Source organism: Streptomyces sp. NBC_01306 (assembly GCF_026340465.1).
Taxonomy (GTDB): domain Bacteria; phylum Actinomycetota; class Actinomycetes; order Streptomycetales; family Streptomycetaceae; genus Streptomyces.
Genome location: NZ_JAPEPC010000001.1, coordinates 3,279,986 through 3,305,749 on the forward strand (window position 1 = coordinate 3,279,986; position 25,764 = coordinate 3,305,749).

The following is a 25,764-nucleotide window of genomic DNA, read 5'->3' on the forward strand; positions in this document are numbered from 1 at the left end:
TTCTTTGTTGTCTAGACCACTCAAGGGGCGTCGTGCCCTCAGCGTGCCCCAACTGCGGGAAATGCACTGGCCAATGGCGTTCCATCGGACCCCTCGGGCGACTCGACGGCGACACGTCTCATATATCGATACGCACTTTTCGTGACCTGCATCACTCAACACCAGTGCGGTCGTTCCGTTCCATCTGCAAATCCCAGCGTCGGCCGACTGAGACTCGTCCGGCCGGTCATGCCTCGGAGGTTCGGCGGCCAAAGCGAGACGGTGGGCGGCCGGGATGGCTGGCCGCCTCCCCCACGCTCTGTCTGTCGATGCCCGGCCCCACACGGCACTGGAACAGAAGCGGCTGGGGCCAGCCCCAAGCCGGATCCTCGGCACCGCGACGCCGCGGCTGCCCCTTGGCGCACAGGTTGAGGTGCCAGCGCCGCTGGGCTGGCCGGAAGCCGATCCTGCGGGGTTGTAGGAACGCTGCGGTGCCCTCCAGGATGGCAGGGCGGTTCGGGGTTTCTGGCTCCGAACATACTTCAAAGGTCTTCCGGTGGTCGGGGAGCCGGGCTCGGCACGTTCCGATCGGCGAGCGCACAGGAGGACATGGGTGATATCGCACATGCAGTTGCCGGGGCATGCGGCCGGCTGGACTTCGAAGGACCGGGCGGCAGTCGCTGCTGGTCTCGGCGGTCGCTTCCGGCTCCAGGGGTTCCTCTTCGTTCACAACCACGGCGTTCGCGCCGAGTTGATCAAGGACGTCTATGAGGAAACACGGCGGTTCTATCAGCTGTCCCCGACGGAGAAGAGCCGGTACGACGCCACCGAGCAGTCCCAGTTCTTGGGGTACCGCGGGCTCGGAAGGGAGCGGAGCCGCACCCACAGCGGCACGGAGGCGTGCGAGCAGTACCGGGTCGGCAACACCACCGACGAACTTCCCCCGCCCGCGTCCGTGGACTTCTACCACGCGCCGTTCCCGAAGTCCCTGGAACTCTTCGGCCACTTGACCCGGCTGGGCGACGGAATCCTCGCCGCGTGTGCCCTGGACCTCGGGCTGGAGGAGGACTCGTTCACCCCCTACCTGGCGGGCGGTCCGCTGCACCGGTTGGGCCTCAACCACTACGGCGCGAGCCACCTCACCGACACCGGCGCCACCGCGGGCTATGCGATGTCGCCGCACATCGACCTGTCCGTACTGACCATCCTGGACCAGGACGAACCGGGCCTGGAGGTCCGTGACGCGGATGGGCAGTGGCTGCAGGTTCCCACCGTTCCCGGCGCGCTGTTCCTCTTCCTCGGCGACTACGTCCAGCGGTGGTCCAACGGGCGCCATCGGGCAGCACCGCACCGGGTCAGGACGGTGCATCGCGACCGGATGTCGATCCAGTACAAACACCGGCCCGACTACGGCGTTGCCGTCCGGCCACTGGACGCGCTCACCAGCCCTGCCGATCCGCCCGCATATGGACCGTTCAATACCGGCCCCGAATACGTGGCCGTGCTGAAGTCCATTCTCGGCAAGTGACCTTGCCGGTCACTATCGATGAACTTGGTGCGGCTTCACGCTATAGCGCAGGTACGCCTAGCAAGCCAGTCGGGCCGGCACCGCAGAAGGCGGGTCGGGCACCTACCCGACCCGCCTTCGAGGGATCCACTACGCGTCGCGGGTGGCCTTCTCCTCGTCCGCACGCCGCCGCTGCTCACGCACCCTGACGTCGATGCCGTCGGCCACCTCCTGCTGACGTTCGTCGTCGGAGTGCTGGTAGATCATGGCGGCCTTCTCCGAGGACTGCCCCGCGCGAACCATCGTGTCCTTCAGGGTGGCTCCGGACTGCGTTGACAAGGTGTGCCCTGTGTGGCGCAGGTCGTAGAAGCGGAAGCCCTCCGGCAGACCGACCTTCGTGCGGGCCTTTGCCCACTTGCGGCCAAAGGTCGAGCGCCGGAACGGTGCTCCCTTCTCCCCTACAAACAGGAGCCCGGCGGGCTCCTTCTCCGCGAACCAGTCGAGGTGGTGCTTGACCTCGGCGTACAGGAACTCAGGGAGGTGGACGACCCTCACGCCAGCCGCCGACTTGGTGTCTCCCTCGGCCCGGCGGCCCGTGGTCAGCTCAGGTGCGGCTTCGGTGATCTTCACTGCGAGCGGGGCCAGCGAGACGGAGCCCCGGCGCAGAGCCGCCAACTCCTCCGGGCGCATCGGCCCGTAGGCGCCGAAGTAGACCATCAGCCGCCAGCGCGGTCCCATCGCCTCGGCGAGCGCATCGACCTGGGCGACGGTCGCCGTCGAGCGTTCCTTGGCCTGCTCGGTGCCCGCGCCCTTGATCCTGCAGGGGTTCCGGCGGATCAGTTCATCATCAGTTGCTGTCCCCATGATGGCCTTGAGTAGCCGGTAGGACTTGGCGACCGTGGTGGCACCCGTGGCCGACAGGCGTTCCGTCCGCCAGGTCCGCACCGCCGGCGCGGTGATCTCGTCCAGGTCCAGGCCGCCGAAGGCGGGCAGGACGTGCAGTCGCAACAGGCGACGGTACAGCTCGTCCGTGGTAGCGGAGAGTCCGCGTTCGTCGATCCATTTCACGGCGTACGACTCGAAGTTGACCGCGCCCACGTTGGGGTCGACCCAGTGATTGCGCTGGATGTCGGCCTTGGTGAGGGTCAGCCAGTCCTGCGCGTCGGTCTTCGTCGCGAAGGTCTCCGGGGCGGTTCGACGGCTGCCATCCGGAGCCCAATACCGTGCCTGCCAACGGCCCGAGGGAAGCTGTCGGGTGGTGCCGAACTCGCGCCGCCGCTGCGGCTTGCGGGCCGCCATCAGGCAGCCCGCCTGAAGTCGGAACGGACTTCGCGCAACGTGGGAACCGTTCGCTCGGCTATGTACGCGGCGATGGCGCTCTCGGGGATACGAACGGGCTTGCCGAGCTTGACGTAGCGGATGCGGCGCTCAGAGATGAGGCGGCGGATGAAGCGGACGCCGGTGCCGAGGCGTTCGGCGGCCTGATCCACGGTGAGGAGGATGTCGGGGGTGGTCACCTCCCGTGCCGACCGGGGGCTTGAGGTGATGGCATGTGTTATCGCCGTATGGCGCAAGTGGGGGCTCCTGGTCCGGACCGGCGAACGGGGCGGCAACCCCGGCCTGGCCGGTTGATCTGGGATGGGTGCGGTGCGTATCCCGTGCCTGGGGGTTTGCGGTCCCAGGCCGGGCGATAAGACGAGCTATGCGTCAGGGGCGGCGTCGGGGTGATCGGCGTCGGCTGACGCGCCGGGCGGGGGTCCGAACATCTGCGCGTTCATCTGCGTGACGCTTTCGTGGATGGCGTTGGAGACCATCGCCTCCGCCTCTTCGCTGATGTCGGGGTGCTCTGCGATGTAGGCGTCGAAGGTGTCGCGAGCGCGGGCGAAGGCGTGCTGGGCGCGCATGGTTTCTTGCTGGGCTGCGACGACGTTGTCGATGAGTTCCATGGCCCGGCCCTTCGCTGCGAGCTGCGGGGGGCCGGCGAAGTTCCGGAGGCCGACGCCGAAGACCTCGGCGAACCCGATGGCCTCGTCGAGGTTGATGCGGCGCTTGCGGTTCTCGATGCGCCACACCGCGGACGGGTTCATGTCGAAGCCTGCCTCGTTCAGGCGTTCCGACAGCGTGGTCGTGCTCCATCCGCGCTTGTCGCGTTCCAGCTTGATGCGTACAGCGGCGTTCTCCTCGCCGCTGAGCAGGATTCCCTCGGGAGTCTCGTCGTCCGCCATCCGCCCCTTCTTCCTGTCGCAGGGCTCTCCTGCGGTTTGCAGTCGAGCTAAAACCATAGCATGGAATCTGCGAAACGCAGAAGGGTACTGCCAATCGCACAGAACGAAGTCACCGCCTCACGCTCTGCGCATTGCAGAATGGCATTGCCTTTTGCAGATCATGTGGCATACTTGTAGTCCACCCCGACACCGACCCGGAGCCCCGCATACAAAAAACCCCTCGGTGTGCACCGAGGGGTTCAAAGCGCAAACCTCTGCAACCGCCATCCCTAGCGATCAACCTGACTGGCCGGGATTGCCGTCCCATATGGCCCGCAGGAGAGGAGCTTCGTGAATCAGGGTACGCCCCTGCCCCCGTACTCGCCATCCCCCGCCGCAGCCGCCGAGCCACCCGATACCCCGCACGCCCCGTTCAACGCCGAATGCGCGGTCCTCGGCGCCTGCATGCACGACGGAGCCATCATCGACACGGTCCGGCCCGTGCTGGGCGACGACGCCTTCTACCGGCCCGCGCACGAGACCATCTGGCGCGCGCTGCTGACCCAGCGCCGCGAGGACAAACCGACCGACCCGATCGTCCTCACCGAGCTGCTCCAGCAGCAGGGCGACCTCCAGCGCGTCGGCGGCCCTGTCTACCTGCACCAGCTCGCCAACGTGCTCTACGGCACCGGCAACGCGGAACACCACGCGGCGATCATCCGCGAGAAGGCCGACCTCCGACGCCTGCACGCCTCCGCGGTGCGCACCCTCCAGCGCGCCCAGGAACCGGGTGCCGATCCCGAGGCGATACGCAGCGAGATCGAAGCGGAAGTGCGCGCCGAGCGCGAGCGGGCGCTCGCCTCGGGCCAAGGGCGCCTGAACCGCTTCGCAAAGGACGGGTGGACCTTCGTCCAGGAGACCGGCGCGGATACCGAACCCCTGTGGGGAACCCGCGAGAAGACGGCCTGGGCCTCCGGCGAGAGCCTGATGATCGTCGGCGCTCCGGGCGTCGGAAAGACCACCCTGGCCCACCAGGTGATCTTCGCCCGCCTGGGCCTGCAGGAGACCGTCCTGGAGATGCCCGTCGCCCCCAGCAGGCGCGTGCTCTACCTGGCCATGGACCGGCCCAAGCAGATCGCCAAGGCCATGAAACGCCGCGTCTTCTCCACCGACGAAACGATCCTGCGCGAGCGGCTCGTGGTCTGGGAGGGGCCCCTGCCCGCCACCCTGGACAAGGAGCCCGACCTCCTCGCCGACCTCGCCGCAGCCCACCAGGCCGACACCATCGTGATCGACAGCCTCAAGGACTCGGTCAGCACCATGGTCGACGACGGCCTCGCCGTCGCCTTCCACAACGCCCGCAACCGGGCCCTGCGAGGCGGCGTGGAGATCCTGGAGCTGCACCACCAGCGCAAGGCCACCGCCGACACCCCACGCGGCCAACGCCCCACCCTGGACCAGGTCTACGGCTCCACCTGGTACGTCTCCGGCGCAGGCAGCGTCCTGTTCGTCACCGGCAAGGCCGGCGACCCAGCCGTCACCCTGCACCACCTCAAGACCCCCACCGGCGAGATCGGCCCGCTCGACGTCACCCACGACCACGTGCGCGGCACCACCACAGTCGACCCGACCAAGGACCCCGCCGTCCTCCTGCGCAACGCACCAGGCGGGATGACCGCCCGCGACCTGGCGACCGTCCTGATCGGCGGCGGCGATCCCGAACGCGCCGACGTGGAGAAAGCCCGACGCCACCTGGCCCGCCTCGTCGACAAGGGCCTGGCGACCAGGGCCGACGGTATCGCCGGAGGAGCAGGTGGCGGGCAGCAGACCCGTTTCTACGCCTCCGCCCGCCACCTCACCTCCGTCGGCTGAACCCCCACGCCACCCGCGCGGAGCGTTCACGCGACCGTTCACGCCACCCTCGCCTGCGCACACCACCACGGACCGCTCACAGCGCACACGCGCAGCGCGAAACCGCAGGTCAAACGATCACGGAAGCGTCCACGCCGTACACGCGCCCCACCGTTCACGCGCGGGCCCCTCTTTAGAAGGGGGCCCGCGTGAACGCCCCTGCGTGAACACCCTTTCCCTCCACCACTCCCTGCACAGAAAGGCCCCCCGTATGCCCCCTGCCGACACCCCGCACTTCACCGCTGACGGCACCGCCACGCCGCTTCTGCCGCCTTGGGCCGCCTCCCCCGCACTGACGGCAGTGCTGCTCGCAGTCATCGTGCTCCTCGCCCTGTTCGCCGCATGGATGATCCGCCAGCAGCGCCGGCAGCCGACCGGCGCCAACCAGTGGCGCGCAACCACCGCTGTGCAGGTCGCCGCCGTGGCCGCGGTCGGCTGCACCGCCTACAGCGCAGACACCAGCTGGCGATTCGCCGGCGACTACCTCGCCATGACCAGCTCCGTCGAACGCACCTTCATGTTCGCCATCGCCGAACTGGCGCTGTTCTCCACCGCCCTGATGGCACGGCAGAACCTCAACGGGCCCGCGCGGGCACCGGGCCTGCCCGGCGTCCTGGTCTGGGTGATCACCGCAGTACAGCTCATCCCCCCATACGCCGAATTCGGGCCGGTCGGCGGCACCGTCCGGGCGCTGATCGGCCCGGTCATGGCCGCGATGCTGTGGCACCTGGCCATGGGCATCGAACTGCGTCACCACACTCCGGACGCCGCCTCCCGCAGCCTGGCCGCCGTCCTCGCCCGACAAGCCCGCGAACACCTCCTGGCCCGGTTGAGCATCGCCGACCAGGACGCGGACGCCGCCCGGATCATCCGCGAACGCGCCCTAAGCGATGCCGTCACCCTGATCCTGCGAGCCGAGGCCATACCCGACAAGAAGCGCGGCAAGCGACGAGCGCGGCGCCTGTCGAAGCGTCTGCACGAGGCCATGGAGCGGGCCGACATCGACAGCGATCCTCTCCAGGACGATCTGCTGCTGCGCAAGATCGCCACCCGCAAACAGGCCCTCGGCCTCGCCTCCATCCCCCTGCCCCCGCGCTGGCACACCCCGGCCTCCTATACCGCCAGCAGCTCCGGGCAGAACCGCCCGCCCGCCTCGCCTTCGAAACGGACGAAGGCGAAAGGCACGAAGCGAGCGTCGGATGCGGGCAGCGAGGTCGCGCACCGGGCGGCTCGCCCGCAATCCGCCCGCCCGGAACCTGACGGCCGCACCGGCCCGCGCCCTGAGCCGTCGGAGCCCTTCACCGTGCCGGAGCAGATTGCGGGCGACGGAACCGTCATAGAGCCGGGCAGTGCTGCGGACACGAATTCGAAGCGACCGGGCCGTAAGCCCGATGCATCGTTGGACGCCCTCATCGGCTACGCCCGCCGCATCCACCAGGAAACCGGGCGCCTCTCCCGCGATCTGCTCGAAGAGACCGTACGCGCCGACAGCTACAGCATCGCCAGCGACCGCGCCGGCCAAGCCGTCCGCACCGTCAAGGCCGAGCTGAAGACCGCTCGCGCCAGCCACCCCCACTGAGGCAGCCCGCACCGGCCAGTGCCGCCTCACACCACGTCCACGCCACCCGCCACGGAGAACACATGCACGTCCCAGACCGCACAGCCCCCAGCCTCACTAGTGATGCCGGAGAGACGATGCCCGCCACAGGAGGAGCAAGGTATCCCGCTGGACCGTCCGCAGGCCGACCCCGCGAGGGAGCCTCCGCCCCGGGGGTGGCGGAGGCGGACGGGCACCAGGGGGCGCCCGAGGAGGAACAGCCCGCCGACGCTGACACCACCACTGCGATGCCGTTGTCGCGTGCCGCCGACGAAGCTGCCCTGCACCGCGTCGCTCGTCGCCGCAAGCCAGACCCCAACGGCCAGCGCAAGAAGCGCGTCGACGCCCGCTACAGCGTCGAAGAAAAGGCCGAAATCCTCGCCAAGGCCAGGTCTCTGAACGTCAGTGGCGCCCACTACGTCGCCATCGTTGCCCTGGCTCACGTCCACGGTGACTTCACCCTCTCCGGCCAGCGCACCGAGCTCGACGACTACATCGACGAGCTCAACGCACTGCGCCAGCAGGTCGCCGCCATCGGCCGCAACGTCAACCAGATCGCCAAGAGGCTCAACTCCGGAGACCATCCACACCCTGGGGACAACGCCCTGCTGGCCCAGACCGACCGCACCCTGGCTTCGGTCGGCACAGCGATTGGCCACATCTCAGAAGCCGCGAACCGGGCCGTTGGCAAGAGGGCGGGCCGATGATCGCGAAGATCAGCAGCGGCGTAAGCACCGCGGGCCTGATCCGCTACCTGTTCGATACGAAGAAGGCCATCGACCACGCCGCCCCCCACCTGGTGGCCTCTTGGGACGGCTTTGCCCCCGACCCCGGCCGCGCCGAGGACTTCGCCGCCACCAAGAAGCTCCTCGTCGCCGACCTCGATCTGCACGTCAAGCAGGCCGGGCGGCTCGACCGTGCACCTGAGAAGCACGTGTGGCACTGCTCGATCCGCGCGGCCGAGAGCGACCGCCACCTCGCCGATGAGGAGTGGGCCGACATCGCCCGCCGCGTCGTGGCCGCCACCGGTATCGCACCCGCTGGCGACCCGGACGGCTGCCGCTGGGTTGCCGTCCGGCATGCGACCGACCACATCCACATCGCCGCCACCAAGGTCCGGGCCGATCTGCGTACCGCCCGGTACTGGAACGACTACCTCACCGCCGACCGCGAACTCGCCGCCATCGAGAAGGAATACGGCCTCTTCGCCGTCGTGCGCGGGGACCGCACAGCCGCCAAACGCCCCACCCGCGCCGAACAGGAAAAAGCCCGCCGCACCGGCCACGCCAGCACCGCCCGCGAGACCCTGCGCACCACGGTGCGTATCGCCGTGGCCGCCTCCACCAGCACCGAGGAGTTCTTCCGCCTGCTGGAGCAAACCAACGGCATCCTCGTCGACGTCAAGCACTTCCCTTCAGGGGACGTCCGCGGCTACACCGTCGCCCTCCAAGGCGACACCAACGGCCAGAAGGAGCCCATCTGGTACTCCGGCTCCGCCCTCTCCCCCGACCTGTCCCTGCCAAAAATCCGGAAGCGCCTCGAAGCCACCACCGATCCCCAGCCCGGGGGCCCGGCTGTCCGTCGCAGGGCGAATCCGTGGCACCAGGCCACCGCTGCCGTGGAACGGACCCCCCATCGCCTTGACGACAGTGACGAGGCGGCAGCCCAGGCGCACCTGGCCGCCTTCGGCGAAGCCCTCGACACGCTCCCCCTCCTCGCACCCCAGGCTCTCCGCCCCCACCTCCGGCAAGCGGCAGAGGCGTTCGAGCGAGCCACTCGATCCCGCATCCAGGCCGAATACCAGCATGCCCGCGCCCTGCGCGGCGCCGTGCGGGCTATGGTCCGCGAGCCCGCCCCCTCCAACGGCGCGGTGCTGGCCATGTTCCTCGACGCAGCCGTCCTCGTTGTCATCGCCGCCGCCCGCTGGCACCAGCTCCGCCATCACGACCAGCAGGTAGCCGCCGCCCACCAAAGCCTCATACACCTCCAAGCCGCATACGACCAAGCGGCAGCCGCGCCCCTGGCAGCACTCGCCCAGCACCGACCGCCCCAACACAACGTCGACCGGCACATCCGCCATATCCGGCAAGCCGTGTCCGATCACGCAGCACAGGTGCTGCAGGACCCGGCCTTCGACGCCCTCGCAGCCACACTGGCTGCGGCCGAGGAGGCGGGGCACGACCCGCATCAGCTCCTCCAACAAGCAGCCGACCAGCGTGCCCTGGACGACGCACGACACCCCGCACGAGTTCTGACCTGGCGCATCCAACGCCTCAGCGCATGGCCGGCACCCAGCGCACACGCCCGCGTGGCCCAAGCCCGCAGCACGGCACAGCGCCCCAACGAACCCGTGCAGACAGCGACAGTCGCCCCACCCCCGCAGCAGCAGCAGCAGCAGCAGCAGCAGCAAATGGTACGAAGGCGCTGATCAGGGCCACGCGGCCAGCGCGGACGTGAGTCTTTACCAGTACTCCTCCAGCAGGAGTGGCGGCCCCGGTCGTCGTTCCATTTTCACGGCTCTGTGACCAGGCAGAACGCAGGTCGTGGGCCGACGCCGACCAGATGGAGCCGCGCGTGTTGGCGGCAACTCCTGCGACCCCGAGTTCAGGCGACCATGTCCAGGCCAAACTCGCCGTGTCCGGCGCGGTGTACGGGCAGACCTCCGGCGACTCCCTGAAGACCCCCGCCGCGCTCAGACGCCGCTTCCCGAAGCCGGGCGGGTGCGTCAACGACGCGGCCCGCGGGTGAGGAGGGTCGGCTGGGGCAAGCCTGGCTGAGCCGCGTCTGCCCACCCAAGGCGGGCGCGGTCGACGGCGCCGAGGAGGCGGGCCTGCCGCAGGACGGTCCCGCCAGCTCGTTTAACGGTCGGTGAGCAGTCCCGGGTCGCGTGCGAGCAGACGGCCTGTACGCGGTCGGCGCAGCCGGCGCGGGTGAGGAGGCTCCCCCCGGCCAACGTCGGCATGAGGGGAATGACGGTCCCGCCTGGCGGTGGCACACACCCGTGGGCGACCATCCTCCTCCACGTTTTCGCAGGTCATTGGGTATGTGGCAGGGGCTCATCCCAGTCAGGTATTGCACCAGGAATGGTTTAGGAACGCCCCCCGGCACGATGCGTGCTGTCCCGAAGACTTCCGGGGCGACACAAAGGATTGGGGCGGGACATGCGGCACAAGCTGACTGGACTGATTGGGATCTTCAGCGCTCTGCTCGTCATCGGCGTCGGTGCGATCGAGGGACAACACCAGGGCGACAAACCTGCGGGACTCCACGTGGTCGCGGAGGACAAAGGCCCGACGGCCATCGAGCCGTGATCCGGGCGCCGCGGATGCCCGGGGATCCACCGGATCACTCCGGGAGGGGGCGCCCTGGGAACGGAGTCAGTGGCGGGATGGACCCAGGAAACGGAGAGACCGATGAACACCGACGTCTGGACGCCGGGGCTCGGAGCGATGCTGCGGAACGCTCGCAGGAGGGCCCGGCTCACCCAGGAGCAGCTTGCTGGCCTGTCCACGGTCAGTGTGCGGGCCATCCGCGACCTTGAGCAGGAACGTGTGACCCGCCCCCGTAAGGAGACCTTGGCGCTGCTCGCCGATGCCATGCGTCTGGACAGCACGCAGCGCGCGACACTCGAACTGGCCGTCGACGGTGTCGCCGGGGAGTCCTTGCTCGGCAACGTGTACGGTGCGGACGTCGCTCCGCCGCCGACCGCCCTGCACCCGCTGGCCGGCCGCCGCAGTGAACTGCACACCCTGCTGACTCTGCTGGGCACCGAGAAGGAACGGCTGCTGACCGTTGTCGGGGTACCGGGCGTCGGTAAGTCTCGGCTCGTGCAGGAGGCAGCGGCCGTCATCCACGACCGGGACCGCACCCCCGTACTGTGGGTGGCCGACGACCGGCTGTCGGCCACCAGCGCCGCCCGGGTCGTGGTGCCGAGGCCAACCAGGCCGCAGGCCACCCTCGTGCGCTGGGTGCGCTCCGCCTTGGCCCAGCGACCGGGTCCGGGTCCGGGTCCGGGTCCGGGTCCGGGTCCGGACGATGGAAGCCACGAGGAACTGGTCTCCGTCATCCGGGACCGGCCCACCCTCCTCGTGTTGGACGGACATGAGGACTCGGCGGCCACCGCACCGGCCCTGCTCGGCCTGCTGCGCTCCTGCCCGCGGCTGGTGGTGCTGGTCACCGCTCGGTCTCCGAGCGCCGTGCCCGGCAGCCGACTCTTCCCACTGGCCCCGCTGCCGGTGACCGACCCGAAAGACGAGTCGGCACTCGGCCTCATGCTCCTTCACGCCAGCCACATGCGTCCCGACCTGGCGCCGGACGACGATCTCGTGCAGACATTGGCAGAGATCTGCTACACGCTGGACGGACTGCCGGGAGCGCTGGAGGCGGCTGCTTCCTGGCTGCTGCTGTACTCGCCCGAACAGTTGCTGCGCGTCGCGCGGGAGGATCCGCTCGCACTCGTTGACCCGCCCGCCTCCGCGCCCGCCGGTGACGATTCCTGCCTGTCGGCGGCGCTAAGGGACGCGGTCCGTGACCTGCCGGCGCGGCTGTTGCCGCTGCTGGAGACGGTCGCCGCTCTGCCGCGGCCGTGGACTACGGACGAGGTGTCGGCACCGCTGGACGCCCGGCCGCCGAGCGTTCACGACCTGCACGCCCTGCTGCTCCGCGGCCTGATCCGACAGGTGCCCGGCGCTCCCGGGCAGCCCAAGTTCTGCGTGCTGAACGTCGTGCGCCGACTCGCCGGGAGTACCCCGATCCCGCGCGTCTCGCGGCGGCAGCCACCTCCAATTCTCGACATCCAGGCGGCTTGAGACATCCGACGGCTCTTGATGAGAGTCGACGCGACCGTCCCAGCACGTCTGCATCCGACCAAGTCGGCCGCTCCCGAGCGCCATGATCATGCCAATCACCAGACGCAACCTAGGATTTGCGAGGAAGCCATGACCACCTTTCAGCGCGGCATCCCTGAACTACCGTTCCGTACCCCCGTCGAGATTCTCGACTGCACCCTTCGCGACGGCAGCTACTCCGTGGACTTCCAATTCAGTGAGGAGGTCATCACGAATGTGCTGTCCGGGCTGGAGAAATCGGGCGTCCAATATGTCGAACTGGGACATGGGCTCGGTCTGAATGCCGGCACCGCGCTCAACAAGCCGGCGCTGGTGTCCGACGAGAGCTGCTTCGAGATCGCTGCGTCCACCCTTCGCGAAGCCTGGTGGGGGATGTTCTGTATCCCGGGCATCGCCCGTACCGAGCATCTGCGGCAGGCCGCTGCCGCGGGCATGCAGTTCGTGCGGGTCGGCGTCGACATCACGGACGTGGCTCCGGCACAGGAGTTCATCGAACTGGCCCGCGAACTCGGTCTCATCGCGTTCGCCAACCTGATGAAGACCAACGTGCTGGACACCGACGGAGTGGCTGCCGCCGTCGCGCAGTGTGCGGACTTCGGAGCCTGCGGTGTCTATCTCGTGGACTCCGTCGGCGGCTTCCTGCCGACGGAAGTCGAGACCCTGTTCCGTCGCGTCACAGGAACCGTTGACGTGCCATTGGGCTTTCACGGCCACGACAACCTCGGCCTGGCCAATGCCAACGCCAACGCCGCGATGGAAGGGGGCGCGCATTTCGTTGACACCACTCTGGACGGCATCGGTCGCGGTGCCGGCAACGCCAACACCGAGGTCTTCGCGGCGATCCTGCACAGCCGCGGGTCAGGCTGCTATGACTACCGGGCCCTCGGCCAGCTGAGCGAGACCAGGGTGCGCCCCCTGGCCCGGCTGCACGACGATCGCATCTACCAACTGGTGGGTGCTCTGACCCAGACGCACTCGAGCTTCTTCCCGCTGATCACACGGTGCGCCGAGTCCATGGACATCGACGTGTTCGAGCTGATGGAGGCAGTCGCCGACATCAACCGGGTCAACCCGACGGAGGAACTCGTCATGCGGGCCGCGAGCGATCTCGCCTGCGCAGCATGACCGCCCCGTACGGCCACCGGCCGCCTTCTTCGCCTCACCTCGACCGTCGAAAGGACTCGGCAGGCATGGACACGCTGGCGGCCTCCCCGGCCGACCTGACCGACACTCTCCTGGCAGTGCTCCGCGAGGCGCTGGCCGTCCCTGACATCGATCTCGACAGCGGCTTCTACGCACTCGGCGGGGACTCGCTGACCGCGGTGAAGGTGGTCGGGGCGGCTCGCGCGCGGGGGATCCCCCTGACGCTCAGGGACCTGATGGTCCACCAGACGCCGCGAGCCATTCTCGGGTCTTCTAGTCTGCGGGCGGTGCCGACCGCCACTGCCGAGGCGGACCTCGCCGCCGCCCTACCGCCGTTGACCGCGCAGGATCTCGCCCTGGTGCCGGAGGGTGTGCAGGAGTTGCTGCCTGCGTCCGCGTTGCAGACCGGAATGCTCTACCTGTGCCAGACCAGCGGCGACCCGCGGCTTTACCACACGCTGGAAGGCTGGGAGGTCTGCGCCCCGTTCGACGAGGACGTCTTCCGAGGTGCGGTCGCCGCCCTAGGCCGCAGGTACGCCGCTCTGCGCACCTCCTTCGACCTCGGGAACTTCTCCGCCCCGGCACAACTGATATGGGAGGAGGCCGACATCACAGTGACCGTCGACCGTGCCCGGACACCTGTCCAGGCACGGGAACTGGTCGACGACTGGTGCGAGAACCGGGCGGGCCTCCCGTTCGACTGGATGATTGCCCCGCTGTTGCGCTGCCACGTGGTGACTGAGCCGGATTCCTTCCATGTGGTCCTCGCCTGCCACCACGCCGTCCTCGACGGATGGAGCCTCAGTCGTCTGACCGTCGACCTGATGGTCCTGTACTGGGCGGCCTCGGCCGGCCGGGAGGCCCGTCTACCCGCGGTCTCCCGACAGCCCCAGCGGGACTTCCTCATCAACGAATACGTGGCCGCCTCGTCCTCCGGTGCCGCCGCCCACTGGCTTGCACAGGTCGAGGACGCCGTCCCGCTATTCGATGGCCCCAGGCCCGGCACGGTCGCCAACGTGGAAGGGAGGCACGTCCTGGCGCTGGGGTCAGCGCTGGTGACAGCGATGCGCTCGACTGCCCGGATACTCAGTGTCTCCGTCAAGGCCATCGCGCTGGCTGCCCATGCCCGTGCACTGGGTACCTGGTCCGGACGGGAGCGGGACATCGTGACCGGAGTAGTCTTCCCCACCCGCCCCGAGACCGCAGGCGCGGATCTGGCCGTCGGCCTTTTCCTCAACACCCTGCCGGTACGCTTCACCACCGTCGACGACACCTGGACCGGCCTCGCCAGAGCCGCCGCCGCGGCCGAGCAGGAGGGCGCCCAACACGCGGCCTACCCACAGGCCCTGCTGGTGGAACAACTCGGACGTCCTGCCTTCGACGTCTCCTTCAACTTCATGGACTTCCGCGCCTACGAGGAACTCGACCGGGCGGACTCCGCCCGCGGACGAGGCCGGTGGGTGAAGGGCAAGCTGAGCTTCCCGTTCTGCGTCAACGTCGACATCACCGGCGAGGAGGGGCAAATCCGTGTCTCCCACGACGCCTCGCTGGTCCCGTCGGAGGCCGTCCGGCGGTACGCGGACCTGCTGCGTCAGGCCCTTACCAGCCTGGTCGCCCACCCCGTCAGTCCTGCGGCCGAGTACCTGCGGACCATCTCGGAGGCCGCCCGATGACCCGACAGCGTCCGGTGTTCGCCGTGCTCTACGACCTCGGCGCGGTCCCGGCCGGCGAGATTGGTGGCGGCCTCGCCGACCTCGGCGACGTGGTCTTCCTCGTGCCCCGGGACTCCGCGCACGTGGCGCAACTGCGGCCCGTCATGGAGATGCTCGGCGACGTGCGCACCCTCACCGGGGACACCGCCGCCGACGTACGTCTGCTGCGGGAGATATCACCTGACGCGGTGCTGAACTTCTGTGAGCACCTGGTCCGGCAGGCCGCCGAATTCGCCGCCGCTCTGGGCCTGCCCGGAAACTCCCCTCACACAGCACGTTTGTTCACCGACAAGGCCCTGCAGCGCCGCACATTGTGGGAGAAGGGCGTGGAGAAGACCATCGCTCACCCGCTGGAAACCCTCAGCGACTGGGATGCTGCGCTGGCGGCGGTCGGCCTGCCCGCTGTGGTCAAGCCCGTCGCCGGGGCGCTCAGCCGCCAGGTGCACGCGCTGCGCGACAAGGAAGAGGCAGCCGCCGCGCATACACGGCTGGCCGCCCTGGAGGCCGAGGGTGAATGGGTCCCATTCGTCGTCGAGGAGTATCTGGAGGGCCGCCCCTGTGCGCCCTTCGGTGACTTCGTGTCCGTGGAGAGCCTGTGCCTGCCCACCGGCATCACCCACCTGGCGGTGACCGGGAAGACGCCGGTCATGCCGCCGTTCCGCAGCACGGGCCGGATCTGGCCCAGCCCGCTGCCGCAGGATGAGGAGCGTGAGGTCGCCGACCTGGTCACCCGTGCTCTGGAGGCCATCGGCGCCGAGCGCGGATTCGCCCACACTGAGGTGAAGCTGACCCCCGACGGACCTCGTATCATCGAACTCAACGGCAGACTCTCTGGATTCGTGAACATGATGTCGCGTGAGTCCTGCGACCTGGACCTCGTGCGCATCGGCGCTCTCGCGGCCCTCGGTGAACCTGTGGCCCTGGCGCCGTTCTCCTTCGGTGGTCGGGTGCACTTCCAGTACAACAACCTGGCTCCGCTGCGGTCATGCCGACTGGAGGCCGTCCACGGTGCCGAAGCGGTCCGAGCGCTTCCCGGGGTCACCACCTACCGCCCCTTCGCCCACCCCGGCGACGAACTGCCCGGCGGCACCATGACCTCGTTCCTCGACGCGGTATCGGGGGTGTGTGACAGCCACGATGCCGTGGTGCGCACCATCGAGACGGTCCGCTCGGCGCTCACCTTCGACCTGCGCTTCGACGACGGCACCCGCGGGGTCAACGGCATGGAACTGTCCCACTACTGACGATCCACCACCACCGACGGCCGGACGGGCCGTACCGGACCAGACAATGAAGGAGAGAGCATCGTGCGGCTGTGCACAGTACGTTCCGCGGACGGGGACGACGTGGGAATCGCGACCAGGCAGGGGCTGGTCCTGCTGAGCCGCGTCAACGAGGTCTGCGGCACCGCCTACGGCCCGACGCTGCTGGATGTCGTCGTCAAGGGGCAGCGGACCGCCCTGGAGGAGGCACTGGCCGATCCGAAGGTGTTGGCGACCTCGGTCCACACCGAAGAAGCGGTCCTTGGCCCGGTCCTGCGTGTTCCGCCTAAGCTGTGGGGCGTGGGTCTGAACTACGCGGGGCACGCCGGTGACCTAGATGTCCGGCAGCCCACCGGCGCGCCCGGCTCTTACCTCAGGCCGAGCTCCACGGTGATCGGGCACGGTGACGACATCCTACTGCCGGCCCAGTCGCAGCGGGTCACTGCCGAAGCGGAACTGGGTGTGGTGATCGGGACCACCTGCAAGAACGTGGACCCCGTCGACGCACCTTCGGTCATCTTCGGCTTCACCACGGTCCTCGACATGACGGCCGAGGACGCCATCCGCGTCAACCCGCGCTACATCCCCTGGGCCAAGGCGTTCGATACGTTCTGCAGCCTCGGTCCGTGGATTGTGACACCGGACGAGGTGGCGGACCTGTCGTCCGTGCGGATCTCGACCGTCGTCAACGACGAGGTCATCGCCACCAACGAGGTGTCTGCGATGATGCGCGACCCCTATTGGATCGTCGGGTACTTCTCAGGGGGCATGTCTCTGGAGGCGGGTAGCGTCATCGCCACCGGGACGCCGGGCGCGGGAGTCATCCGCGACGGAGACCGGGTGGAGGCCCGCGTCACCGGTGTCGGTGACCTGTGCAACAGGGTGCGTCTGGCGGCCGCGGCCCCCTGGGAGACCGCCGTAGACCGCCCGCAGGACGGGCCTGTCCGGATGAATTCGTGAGAGACATGGAAGACAGCGCTATGACACCAGAGTCTGTGATCGGCCTTCTAGCCGAGCCCATGCGGTTGCGTGTGTTCTCGGCCGTCGCCCTGGGTGCGGCCACTCTGCCCGAGATCGTCGAGACCGCTGGCGCCTCCCCGAAGGAGGCGGCGGCGGCACTGCGGCGTCTGACCGACGGCGGCCTAGTCGAGGAGACGAGTGACGGGCTGCGGTCCCGGCACGAAGAGTTCAAGGAGATCGCCCGTGCGGCCCGGCCCGAGCGCTCCTCCGAGGAGTACGGTTCCGGTGACGAGCGGACGGAGGCACTGCTGCGTACTTTCGTACGCGACGGCCGGTTGGTCCGCCTGCCAGCCCAGTTCCGCCGCCGGGAGGTACTGCTGCGGTACTTCGTCGAGCGTTCCTTCGATCCGGGTGTCACCTACCCAGAGAAGGCCGTCAACGACAAGCTGCGCGAGTGGTGCAAAGGGGCGGAGATCGACCACGTGACGATCCGGCGCTACCTCATCGACCTGTGCCTGCTCGGCCGCGAGGACAACCACTACTGGCTGCGCGAGGACGTGAAGCCCACGGTGTGAACCCCTGCCGGTCGGGGGCCGTGCCGGACACCCGGCACGGCCCCCGACCGGTGTCCGGCAGCAGGCAGCGGCGGACCGGCCTTCAACGTCCCGCGTCGAGCAAAGCCAGCAGCGCTCGGCTGTCCACCTTGCCATTGCCGGTAACCGGGAAGCGGTCGACCCGGCTGACCACGTCGGGCACCGCATACGCCGGTAGTCGGCGGCTGAGGAGCGCCCGGATCTCGCTGCATTCCCCGTCGTCGGCGACCGCCCGTGGGCTGTCACCACCGGTGTAGAACAGGGCGATTCCGTCGTAGGTGCCCAGTTCTCCGGGAATGGGGACAACGGTGCTGCGCGTGACCGGCGCGAGCGTCGCCGCGCAGCTCTCGATCTCCTCCGGCTCCAGACGGTGCCCGCGTACCTTGAACTGGCGGTCGGCGCGCCCGGTGAAGCGCACGCTCCCCCGTTCATCGGCGTACCCCAGATCGCCTGTGCGGTAGACCCGCACCTGCTCCCCGTCGCGCAGCCGCACCCGAGGGAAACGGGCCTCGGTGAGGGAGTCGTCGGCCAGGTAGCCGACGGCTAGTCCGTCACCACTGACGCACAGCTCCCCCACCTCGCCGGGCGCGGCCTCCACGACGCCGTCAAGCACGTGCACCGCGGTCGCCGGCACCGGGCTGCCGAGGGGAATGCCGTCCGGGGCGAGGCAGTCCTCCTCGCGAATGTGGTGGACGGTAGCGAACACACAGCTCTCTACCGGCCCGTACCCGTTGTACAGGGCGATGTCCGGGTGAGCCTGCAGGAACCGGGAGACGTGGGAAGGGGAGAGCCGCTCGCCGCCGATGTAAAGGCGTTCCAGGCCAATGAAGCTCTCCGGGGCGTCGTCCACAAACAGGTTGAACAACGAGGCCGTCAGCCATGCGGTGTTGGCCCCGTGGCAAGCGGTCAGCTCCTCCAGCGTCGACGGCAGCAGGTAGTCAGACTCGACCAGGATTCCGGTGCCACCCGTGGTCAGGGCGCCCCACAGCTCCAGCGAGAAGGCGTCCCAGGGGATGGCCGCGGCAACCGGCACCACGGTCCCCGGCCCGAAGGCCAGCGGCCCGCCCGGGGCGAACAGCCGCGTGGTGGCGCGGTGCGGCGAGAGAACTCCCTTCGGAGTGCCCGAGGTGCCGGAGGTGAAGAACACGCAGGCTGGCGACCCCCCGTGCAGTTGCGACGGCTCCGGGTCGTCATCTCCGGGGTGGGCTGCGGACGGCTGGGGGAGCCGGTCCTGTGTGACGACCCGTACGGGGGCGAGCCGCTCCAGTACCGCCGCGGTGCGCTCTGCTGGCCAGCGCGGGTCCAGGGCCGCATAGGCGGCGCCCGTGGTGAGCACCGCGAGGAGGGCGGTTACCAGGTCAGGAGAGCGTGGCAGGCACACCGCCACGTACTGACCGGGCCCGGCGCCCTCCTCCCGCAGGGCCCTCGCCCACTGTTTTGTCCGGTCGGCCAACTCCCGGTAGGTGACGGTGCCGCCACGGTGGACCAGCGCCGTGGCGTCGGGCTGGGTCGCCGCGTGGCGGGCGACCGCCCGGTGGATGAGTTCTTCCGCCATGGGTGGCGTTCCCTTCGATGAGGCGGTGCGGTGCCGTGGCCGGCCGAGTGCGGCCCTGGAGAGACGGACGGGCAAGAGGCTTCGCCTCTCGGGACAGGTCACGCTGAGCGGCACCCGGGGGTCAGGTCGGTCCAGTGCTCCTCGACGTGGTCCAGACAGCCGCGGCGAGTGTCTGGTCCGTGGGCGGTGCGCCATCCGGCCGGTACGGTTGTGTCCGCGGGCCACAAGGAGTACTGGCCGAGGTGGTTCATGAGCACCAGGAACGTGCCCTCGTCGTCGAACGGGTTGCCGGTCATTACGGCCTCCTGCAGGTGGTGGTGTCGGGGTGGGCGGCAAGGGCTGCGTCGGGAGCGAGCAGCGGTTCGGGCAGATACGATTCGGGCACCGGCCACAAGTCCTCCGGGCCGAGCTCGGTGGTGCGGTACTTGCCCAGAGCACTTGTCAGCAGGCTGATCTCCAGTGCCAGGCAGTCCACCAGGCGCTCCAGCCCGTGTTCGGGGTCCTCGTCGGCAGCCAGGAACGCGGCACGCCCGAGCCCGACGGCGCGGGCACCCGAGGCGATGGCCTTGACAATGCGGCTCCCCTCCCACATCCGGCCGGACGCAAGCAGGCAGGAGTCACCGGGAGCCACCCGGCGCAGGCACTCGGCGAGCGGCAGGCCGACGTGGTTGAGGAAGGAGGTGGGAGCCCAGCCTGAGCCGCCTTCGGCGCCGTCTACGGTGACAGCGTCCGCGCCCGCCGCCCAGGCGGTGGCGGCCGCCAGGCCCACGTCCCGGCCGGGGTGGAGCTTCACCCAGACCCTGGCACGAGGGTAGTTGTTGCGCATCAGCCGGATCTGCTGACGCAGGATCTCCTCGGTGAACGTACCGGCACTCGCGCACCGCAGCACCTGCTCGTCCGCCTCCCCGAACAACGGGACGGCGGTGAAGGGCTGCCGGTCCGCATCGTCCCGGGCGGTGAGCGCCATACCCCCCAGGCCGGGCTTGGCGCCCTGGCCCACCTTGAGTTCGAACGCCAGCCGGTCACTGTCCAGCAGCAGCCGCGCCGCAGGGTCGCTGTAGACGGCGTTCCACACCTCGGCGTCGGCGTCCTCGGTGCTCTGCTGCACGACGACGCCGCCGCTCCCCTCCGGCAAGTGGGTGCAGTAGGCGCTGATACGGGCCCGCAGCGATCGTTCGACGTTCGTATCGAAGGGGCCGTAGCCGTGCGAGGGGACGACGTTCTCCCCGATCACCATGGGCAGGCCGAGCCGTCCGGCCTGCCGGCTCAGCGCTTCCGCGAGACCCCCGGCGGACACCTGCGTGGACCCGAGCGCGGAGACGTACAAGGGCAGGGGTGAGGAGAAGCCTCCGATGGCGCAGGCCAGCCGGACGTCGCCCGGTTGCGGTTCGCGGCCGAGATCGATGAGCGTCTCCAGCCGCCCGGGCATGAACACCGGTGGCACCAGGCGCAGGCGGTCGATTGCATCGCCTTCGGGTGCGACCCCGGACCCATAGACGAAGTGTCCGTACTCCTGACGGGGCGGGAATGCGCGGGCCGCGCCATGGCGGGCACGTTCCCGCACCTCCCGTTCGGGGAACCCAGGGGCACGCAGAGCCGTGCTCACGGCGAGACCACCCCCGGCAGCTTCGGGAAGGCGGATGCCTGCCACACCTCGTCCAGACCGGCGAGATATCGAGTGAAGCGCTCCAGGCCGAGGCCGAATCCAGCGCTGGCCGGCAGGCCCTGCCGCATGAGGCTCAGGTACCAGGCGTACTTCGCTGGGTTCTCGCCGGTCTCCCGCATGCGGGAGACGACGGTGGCGTAATCGTTCTCCCGCTCGCTGCCACTACACAGCTCCCCGTAGCCCTCAGGGGCCAGCAGGTCGAAGCTGCGCAGTGCACCTGGCTGTTGCGGGTCCTCCTTGTCGTAGAAGCCGCGGGAACCCTTGGGATAGCCGGTGACGAAGAACGGCTGCTCGTGGTCGCGGGACAGCCGGGCCTCGGCCTCCCAGTCGATCTCGGCATCGGCGCTCTGGTCGTGTCCGAGGTCGCGCAGGCGCTCACCGGCCCGCCGGTGGGTGGTGTGACCGAACGCGCCGCGCAGCGCGGCGACCAGGGCAGTGGTATCCCGACCCACCAACGCCAGTTCGGCGGGGAAAGTATCGAGCACGTGCTGGATCACGTGCTTGACCAGGTCCTCGATGACTCGCAGGATCTCCTGCCGGTCGGCCCCGGCGACCTCGACGTCGATCTGGTGGAACTCCACCAGGTGGCGGCTGGTGGAGGAGGTCGCGGGCGGTTCGAGCCGCACGTTGGGGGCAACGTAGAAGAATCGGTCAAAGGCGAGCAGCGATGCCTGCTTGTAGAGGATGGCGGAAGACATCAGCTTGAAGCGGTGCCCGTAGAAGTCAACGTCGACTTGCTTCGAGCCACGCGCACCGGGGTCGGTGACCGGTCCGATGACCGGTGGCAGTAGTTCGGTGAAACCCCGCCCGGCCAGGTGGGCACGGGCAGCGGTCAGCATGCCGTTCTGGATGCGCAGCACCGCGCGGGTACGGGGCGAGGTCAGGTGCTCGCGCGGGTCGGCGGGCGGCAGCCCGGACGGCGGGACGACGATGGGTTCGGTCAGTACGGTCATCTGGTGAGCTCCAATGGGTCCGAGGTGCGAGCGGTGTGGGCTGCTGGGCTGAGAACAGGGGCGTCGAACCGCGCGGCCATGTATGACAGGGACGCGAGCAGCTGGGAGGCGGAGGGCCGGTCGACCGAAGGGCGGCGAGCGCTGCGCGGCAGCGGCAGCGCGCCGAGGTCGGCCCACTGCAGCCGGCCGTCTCCGTCTACGAATCCGCGGGCCCGCCCGGCGTTGTCGGGATGCAGGCAGTAGGGGACGTCAAGGTAGCCGCGGGCAAAAGCCCGCTCCAGCGCCGTCCCGATGTCCGCGTGTAGTTCCAGAACGGCCTCGACGAGGGCGCGGGCCTCCTCCAGCACACCGGTCTCCTGGACCGCGGCGGGCCGGCCGGCGGCCCGTTCCCGGGCCGCCGCCTCGCTCGCAACCTCCAGCGCCGTCACGTTCTCCGCAACACTGGGGATGCGGTGGGCCTCGGCGGTCGTCTTGACGATGAGCCGGGCGGCCCCGGTGCGCACCGCTAGCCGGGCACTGTGCGCGAGCAGTTCGGTCGCGCCCTCCCGGGTGCGGGGGAATAGGCCCATGTAGGTGTACAGGACGATGTGCCAGTCGGTGTCGGGGAGCAATTGCGTCGCCAGACGCCTCAGCGCGGCCACCGCCTCGGCGTCCTGCCCCGGACTGGTCTGCTGGGCGTAGCTGAGCGAGATGCTGCGCAGGCCGTGCTGGTGGAAGAACATTGCCTCCAGCACGCTGATGGCCACCAGCAGGCTCGGCGGGCACAGTTGTCCAAGCATGCAGCCGCCGAAGGTCTCCAGGTGCGGATCTGCGCCTGTAGCCCGGGTCTGTGCGAGGAGGCGGCAGCAGCGAGCCCAGTCGCGGACCGAGTCGCGTAGCGGCCGCCGGCTGTAGGGCAGGCAGTAGGAGACCGGTCCGCCCTCGGTGGCGACCAGACCCAGGTCGATCGCCGACCGAACGATGCCGAGGGGGGACGCGGAGCCGTGGCGCACCTGGACGGGGAATGACTCGTCCCACACCCCGTCCAGCACGGCGCGAGTGGTGGCGCCTGGGTGTGTCAGCAACGGGTATCCGTTGAGGTCCTGGCCCCGGTCGAGGGCAGCGCGGGCCGCGTCGTGCCGACCCACCCGCGTATAGCTGTCGATGGTCAGCGTGCCGACTGTGTCTGCCGCGGCCTGTTTGACCGCCAGCAGGCCGGCCCGCATGGCCGCGGCGTCGCCCACGCCCATGCGGGGCTGAACCACGAGTCGTCCTCGCGCCCGCATCCGGTCGACGGCCGCGCCGAAGGACGGGCTCACGTCCGGCCGCGAGGTCTCAAGGGCGGTGCGGTGCGCCGCCTGCCCGGTCACCGGGCCACCTGCACCGGCAGTGCACATACCGACAGGGCTCGCACGAACGTCTGGAAAGCCGGCACGCTCCCGGCGCTGTCGTCGAAGACGGCGTCGAACCCGACGGCCAGCAAGGCGTCGTGCGCGTCGTCCTTGAGGCCAGCGCTGATGCCGAGCTTCCCGCCGATTACCACGGCGGTGCCGCGCAGTGCGTGCTCGGCGCGCAGGGCGCGCACGGCACGCGTCCCGTCCTGGTGCCCGTGGCCATTGACGCTGGAAATGACCACCAGGTCGGGTCGGTGCTGCAGGCACTGGCCCACCAGCAGTTCCTCGGGGACGCAGGCGCCGATGTTGGTAACCCGGTGGCCCGCTTCTTCCAGCAGCAGTTGCAGGAAGACGAGGTTCCAGGTGTGGGCGTCGGAGACGGTTCCGGACACCAGCACGCGGAGCCGGGCCCGCTCTCCGGAAGGACCGGGGCGTCGCAGGGAGCCGGGTGTGCCCGCCGTCACCATCGCCGGGTCTCCCCGAAGAAGTCCGGCAGGTGAGTCAGCCGACCCTCGGCCTCGGCCCGCCGGTAGAGGTGGTGTCCGACGGCGAGGTCAAGAACGCCCAGGCCGAACGGGGAGAAAACGGTGGGGCGCGCTGGGTCGGTCCGTACGTCGCCTCGCATCACCTGGGCGAGTGTCCCCGTGACGAAGTCCCTGTGGCCGACAAGTTGTTCGGCCAGGTGAGGTGAGGTGCCAGCTTTCAGACAGTGGTCGACGTCGTCGAGGACGTTGTTGGCGGTCAACAGCAGCTCGGGGGCCATATCCCGCAGGGAAATATTGAGAATCAGCTGCCCCGGGCGGAAGGTCCGGGCTGCCGGTATGTGCGGGCTGAGCGCGGTAGTCGCCAGGACGACCAGGTCGCTGTCGAGGGCCTCGTCCGCCCCAGTGCTGCGGGCCTCCGCGCCGCAATCCTCCCTCAGCCACGCGCGCAGCGCGGAGGACGAGGCGCCGTCGATGTCGTGGCAGCGCACGTCGGTGAGCGGCGTCGCCGTGGCGTGCAGGTATCGGGCGACGGTGCGGGCGATGACTCCTCCGCCGAGGAAGCCGACGGACGCCGGGGGGCTTGGGGCCAGAACGGTGGTGGCCAGGGCGGCGGAGGCGGCGGTGCGTGCGGCGCTGATTCCGGCCGCCTCCATCAGCGCAAAGGGGTAGCCGGTGGTGTAGTCGTTAAGCACCAGCACGGCCGAGGCCCGGGGGAGGCCGGAGCGGACGTTGCCGGGGAAGCTGGATATCCACTTGATACCGGCGATGTCCGCGTGGCCGCCGAGGTAGGCGGGCAACGCGATGATCCGTGAGTCCGGTTTATCGGGAAAACGCAGGAAGTAGCTGTCTGGGTTTACGCTTTCGCCGGACTCGTGGGTCAGGTAGGCGTCGCGCACGCACTCCACGACGTCCTTCTCATGGCCCGCCAGCAGTGCGGTGATGTCCTTGCCGCTCAGGGTCGAGAAATCAGGCATGTTCCGTCCAGGAGAGTAGGGAGGTATTCGGCCCCGTCGAGGTCCGGACCGGCCGTCAGGACCGATGCGTCGTAACGTTCGGCGACCCATTGGTCGTTGTAGATCGTGTCGAGGTACGCGTCTCCCATGTCGGGTGAGATCGCGAGGACCCGGCTGCCCGGCGCGATCGTGTGGCGCATCGCGGACACCGCGGAAAGCACGCTGCCCGACGAACCGCCGAGCAGCAGCCCGTACTCGCGGGCGACCCTGCGGCAGGTGCGGATAGTGTCGGGTTCGGTGACCAGCGACTTGAGGAACGAGCCGTCGTCGACGCAGAGTTCGGGACGACGGCTAGCGCCGATCCCTGGGATGCGGCGCTGCCCCGGCGGGAAGCCGAAGGTCACCGACCCGGCCGCGTCGACTGCGACCACCGTGGTGGGTGCGCCCAGCTCGCGCAGCCCCCGCACACAGCCCATCAGAGTGCCCGACGTGCCGGTGCCGACGAACAGCCAGTCGGGAAACCCGAATCCGTCGACGATCTCCCGCACGGTGTACTTGCGGTGGGCGTCGGCGTTGCCCGGGTTCGCGTACTGGTTGAGCCACAACAGCCGCGGGTCGGCGGCCGTGCGCTTCCTGATGTAGTCGATCCGTGTGTTGAGGTAGCCACCGATGCTGTCGCGTTCGGTGACGGTGACCACTTCGGCGCCGAGGGCCCGGATGAAGCGCACCGTCCGCGCGTTGGTGTTGGGGTCGATCACCAGGGTGATGTGGTATCCGCGGGTCGCGCAGATCGACGCGAGGGCCACCCCTAGGTTCCCCGACGTGGATTCGATGATCCTGCTGCCCGGGCCGATTCTGCCCTGGGCTTCGGCGTTGCGGATCATCTCCCGTGCGGGCTTGACCTTGATCGACCCAGCTGGATTCAGGCCCTCCAGTTTGAGGTAGGTGGTGAACGTCGGCTGGTATCCCGGCAGCTCCAGGAACTGGTCACTGGCCAGGACGTCACAGGCCCGGTCGTAGATCATTCGGCCTCCATTCGTGTGCGGCGTACGCCGCGATGTCGC

The 25,764-nt window shown here is 69.2% G+C and carries 23 protein-coding genes and 1 pseudogene; 13 read left to right on the top strand and 11 right to left on the bottom strand.

Going from position 1 to position 25,764, the window contains the following annotated elements:
* Nucleotides 1-592: 592 nt before the first annotated feature.
* A complete protein-coding gene (locus OG385_RS14260; RefSeq protein WP_266855040.1) occupies nt 593-1,507 on the top strand; it encodes a 2OG-Fe(II) oxygenase family protein in 915 nt (304 codons plus the stop codon).
* A gap of 129 nt (nt 1,508-1,636) precedes the next feature.
* Here OG385_RS14260 and OG385_RS14265 read toward each other — a convergent pair whose 3' ends face one another.
* The 3 genes from OG385_RS14265 to OG385_RS14275 all read right to left on the bottom strand — a co-directional run bounded on the left by OG385_RS14265 (nt 1,637) and on the right by OG385_RS14275 (nt 3,711).
* A complete protein-coding gene (locus OG385_RS14265; protein WP_266855041.1) occupies nt 1,637-2,785 on the bottom strand; it encodes a tyrosine-type recombinase/integrase in 1,149 nt (382 codons plus the stop codon).
* Nucleotides 2,785-3,003, bottom strand: coding sequence for a helix-turn-helix domain-containing protein (locus OG385_RS14270; protein ID WP_266855042.1), 219 nt, complete (start codon nt 3,001-3,003; stop codon nt 2,785-2,787). The genes OG385_RS14265 and OG385_RS14270 overlap by 1 nt, the downstream gene beginning before the upstream one ends.
* Nucleotides 3,004-3,186: 183 nt before the next feature.
* Nucleotides 3,187-3,711 carry a helix-turn-helix transcriptional regulator gene (locus OG385_RS14275; RefSeq protein ID WP_266855043.1) on the bottom strand — a complete coding sequence of 175 codons (525 nt, stop codon included), beginning with the start codon at nt 3,709-3,711 and terminating at the stop codon, nt 3,187-3,189.
* Between the two features lie 348 nt (nt 3,712-4,059).
* On the opposite strand from OG385_RS14275, the gene OG385_RS14280 reads away from it, so the two are divergent.
* The 12 genes and pseudogenes from OG385_RS14280 to OG385_RS14335 all read left to right on the top strand — a co-directional run bounded on the left by OG385_RS14280 (nt 4,060) and on the right by OG385_RS14335 (nt 17,697).
* A complete protein-coding gene (locus tag OG385_RS14280) occupies nt 4,060-5,562 on the top strand; it encodes a DnaB-like helicase N-terminal domain-containing protein (RefSeq protein WP_266860849.1) in 1,503 nt (500 codons plus the stop codon).
* 250 nt (nt 5,563-5,812) lie between these two features.
* On the top strand, nt 5,813-7,180 hold the full coding sequence (locus tag OG385_RS14285) for a hypothetical protein (RefSeq protein WP_266855044.1): 1,368 nt from the start codon (nt 5,813-5,815) through the stop codon (nt 7,178-7,180).
* Nucleotides 7,181-7,374: 194 nt separating this feature from the next.
* A complete protein-coding gene (gene mobC, locus OG385_RS14290; protein WP_266855045.1) occupies nt 7,375-7,905 on the top strand; it encodes a plasmid mobilization relaxosome protein MobC in 531 nt (176 codons plus the stop codon).
* Nucleotides 7,902-9,626, top strand: a complete 1,725-nt coding sequence (locus OG385_RS14295) for a relaxase/mobilization nuclease domain-containing protein (protein ID WP_266855046.1) — start codon at nt 7,902-7,904, stop codon at nt 9,624-9,626. Before mobC ends, OG385_RS14295 begins: the two co-directional genes overlap by 4 nt.
* 176 nt (nt 9,627-9,802) lie before the next feature.
* A pseudogene (locus tag OG385_RS14300) lies at nt 9,803-10,052 on the top strand (bifunctional 3'-5' exonuclease/DNA polymerase); the annotation flags it as partial.
* Between the two features lie 307 nt (nt 10,053-10,359).
* Nucleotides 10,360-10,509: a hypothetical protein gene (locus OG385_RS14305; RefSeq protein ID WP_266855047.1), complete on the top strand. Its 150-nt coding sequence runs from the start codon at nt 10,360-10,362 to the stop codon at nt 10,507-10,509.
* Nucleotides 10,510-10,611: 102 nt separating this feature from the next.
* Complete coding sequence (locus tag OG385_RS14310; protein WP_266855048.1) at nt 10,612-12,006, top strand: helix-turn-helix domain-containing protein; 1,395 nt, start codon at nt 10,612-10,614, stop codon at nt 12,004-12,006.
* A 129-nt stretch (nt 12,007-12,135) separates the two neighbouring features.
* The gene (locus OG385_RS14315; protein ID WP_266855049.1) at nt 12,136-13,170 is read left to right on the top strand and encodes a hypothetical protein; all 1,035 of its coding nucleotides are present in this window, start codon (nt 12,136-12,138) and stop codon (nt 13,168-13,170) included.
* 65 nt (nt 13,171-13,235) lie between these two features.
* Nucleotides 13,236-14,861 (top strand): condensation domain-containing protein, encoded by a 1,626-nt coding sequence (locus OG385_RS14320; RefSeq protein WP_266855050.1) that lies wholly within the window; start codon nt 13,236-13,238, stop codon nt 14,859-14,861.
* Nucleotides 14,858-16,144 carry an ATP-grasp domain-containing protein gene (locus OG385_RS14325; protein WP_266855051.1) on the top strand — a complete coding sequence of 429 codons (1,287 nt, stop codon included), beginning with the start codon at nt 14,858-14,860 and terminating at the stop codon, nt 16,142-16,144. The genes OG385_RS14320 and OG385_RS14325 overlap by 4 nt, the downstream gene beginning before the upstream one ends.
* A 63-nt stretch (nt 16,145-16,207) precedes the next feature.
* On the top strand, nt 16,208-17,122 hold the full coding sequence (locus tag OG385_RS14330; protein ID WP_266855052.1) for a fumarylacetoacetate hydrolase family protein: 915 nt from the start codon (nt 16,208-16,210) through the stop codon (nt 17,120-17,122).
* Between the two features lie 20 nt (nt 17,123-17,142).
* The gene (locus OG385_RS14335; RefSeq protein WP_266855053.1) at nt 17,143-17,697 is read left to right on the top strand and encodes a DUF2087 domain-containing protein; all 555 of its coding nucleotides are present in this window, start codon (nt 17,143-17,145) and stop codon (nt 17,695-17,697) included.
* Between the two features lie 82 nt (nt 17,698-17,779).
* On the opposite strand, the gene OG385_RS14340 is transcribed toward OG385_RS14335, so the two are convergent.
* From OG385_RS14340 to sbnA, 8 genes are all read right to left on the bottom strand, one after another.
* Entirely contained in the window at nt 17,780-19,270 is a 1,491-nt protein-coding gene (locus OG385_RS14340; protein WP_266855054.1) for an AMP-binding protein, read from the bottom strand.
* Nucleotides 19,271-19,368: 98 nt separating this feature from the next.
* Nucleotides 19,369-19,566: an MbtH family protein gene (locus tag OG385_RS14345; RefSeq protein WP_266855055.1), complete on the bottom strand. Its 198-nt coding sequence runs from the start codon at nt 19,564-19,566 to the stop codon at nt 19,369-19,371.
* Nucleotides 19,566-20,876 carry a glutamate synthase-related protein gene (locus OG385_RS14350; RefSeq protein ID WP_266855056.1) on the bottom strand — a complete coding sequence of 437 codons (1,311 nt, stop codon included), beginning with the start codon at nt 20,874-20,876 and terminating at the stop codon, nt 19,566-19,568. The genes OG385_RS14345 and OG385_RS14350 overlap by 1 nt, the downstream gene beginning before the upstream one ends.
* Nucleotides 20,873-21,889 carry an asparagine synthetase A gene (locus OG385_RS14355; protein ID WP_266855057.1) on the bottom strand — a complete coding sequence of 339 codons (1,017 nt, stop codon included), beginning with the start codon at nt 21,887-21,889 and terminating at the stop codon, nt 20,873-20,875. The genes OG385_RS14350 and OG385_RS14355 overlap by 4 nt, the downstream gene beginning before the upstream one ends.
* Entirely contained in the window at nt 21,886-23,154 is a 1,269-nt protein-coding gene (locus tag OG385_RS14360) for a methylaspartate mutase (RefSeq protein WP_266860851.1), read from the bottom strand. The genes OG385_RS14355 and OG385_RS14360 overlap by 4 nt, the downstream gene beginning before the upstream one ends.
* An 80-nt stretch (nt 23,155-23,234) precedes the next feature.
* Nucleotides 23,235-23,729 (bottom strand): cobalamin B12-binding domain-containing protein, encoded by a 495-nt coding sequence (locus tag OG385_RS14365; RefSeq protein WP_266855058.1) that lies wholly within the window; start codon nt 23,727-23,729, stop codon nt 23,235-23,237.
* The gene (gene sbnB, locus OG385_RS14370; protein WP_266855059.1) at nt 23,723-24,721 is read right to left on the bottom strand and encodes a 2,3-diaminopropionate biosynthesis protein SbnB; all 999 of its coding nucleotides are present in this window, start codon (nt 24,719-24,721) and stop codon (nt 23,723-23,725) included. Before sbnB ends, OG385_RS14365 begins: the two co-directional genes overlap by 7 nt.
* Nucleotides 24,700-25,725, bottom strand: a complete 1,026-nt coding sequence (sbnA, locus tag OG385_RS14375) for a 2,3-diaminopropionate biosynthesis protein SbnA (RefSeq protein ID WP_266855060.1) — start codon at nt 25,723-25,725, stop codon at nt 24,700-24,702. The genes sbnB and sbnA overlap by 22 nt, the downstream gene beginning before the upstream one ends.
* Between the last annotated feature and the right edge of the window lie 39 nt (nt 25,726-25,764).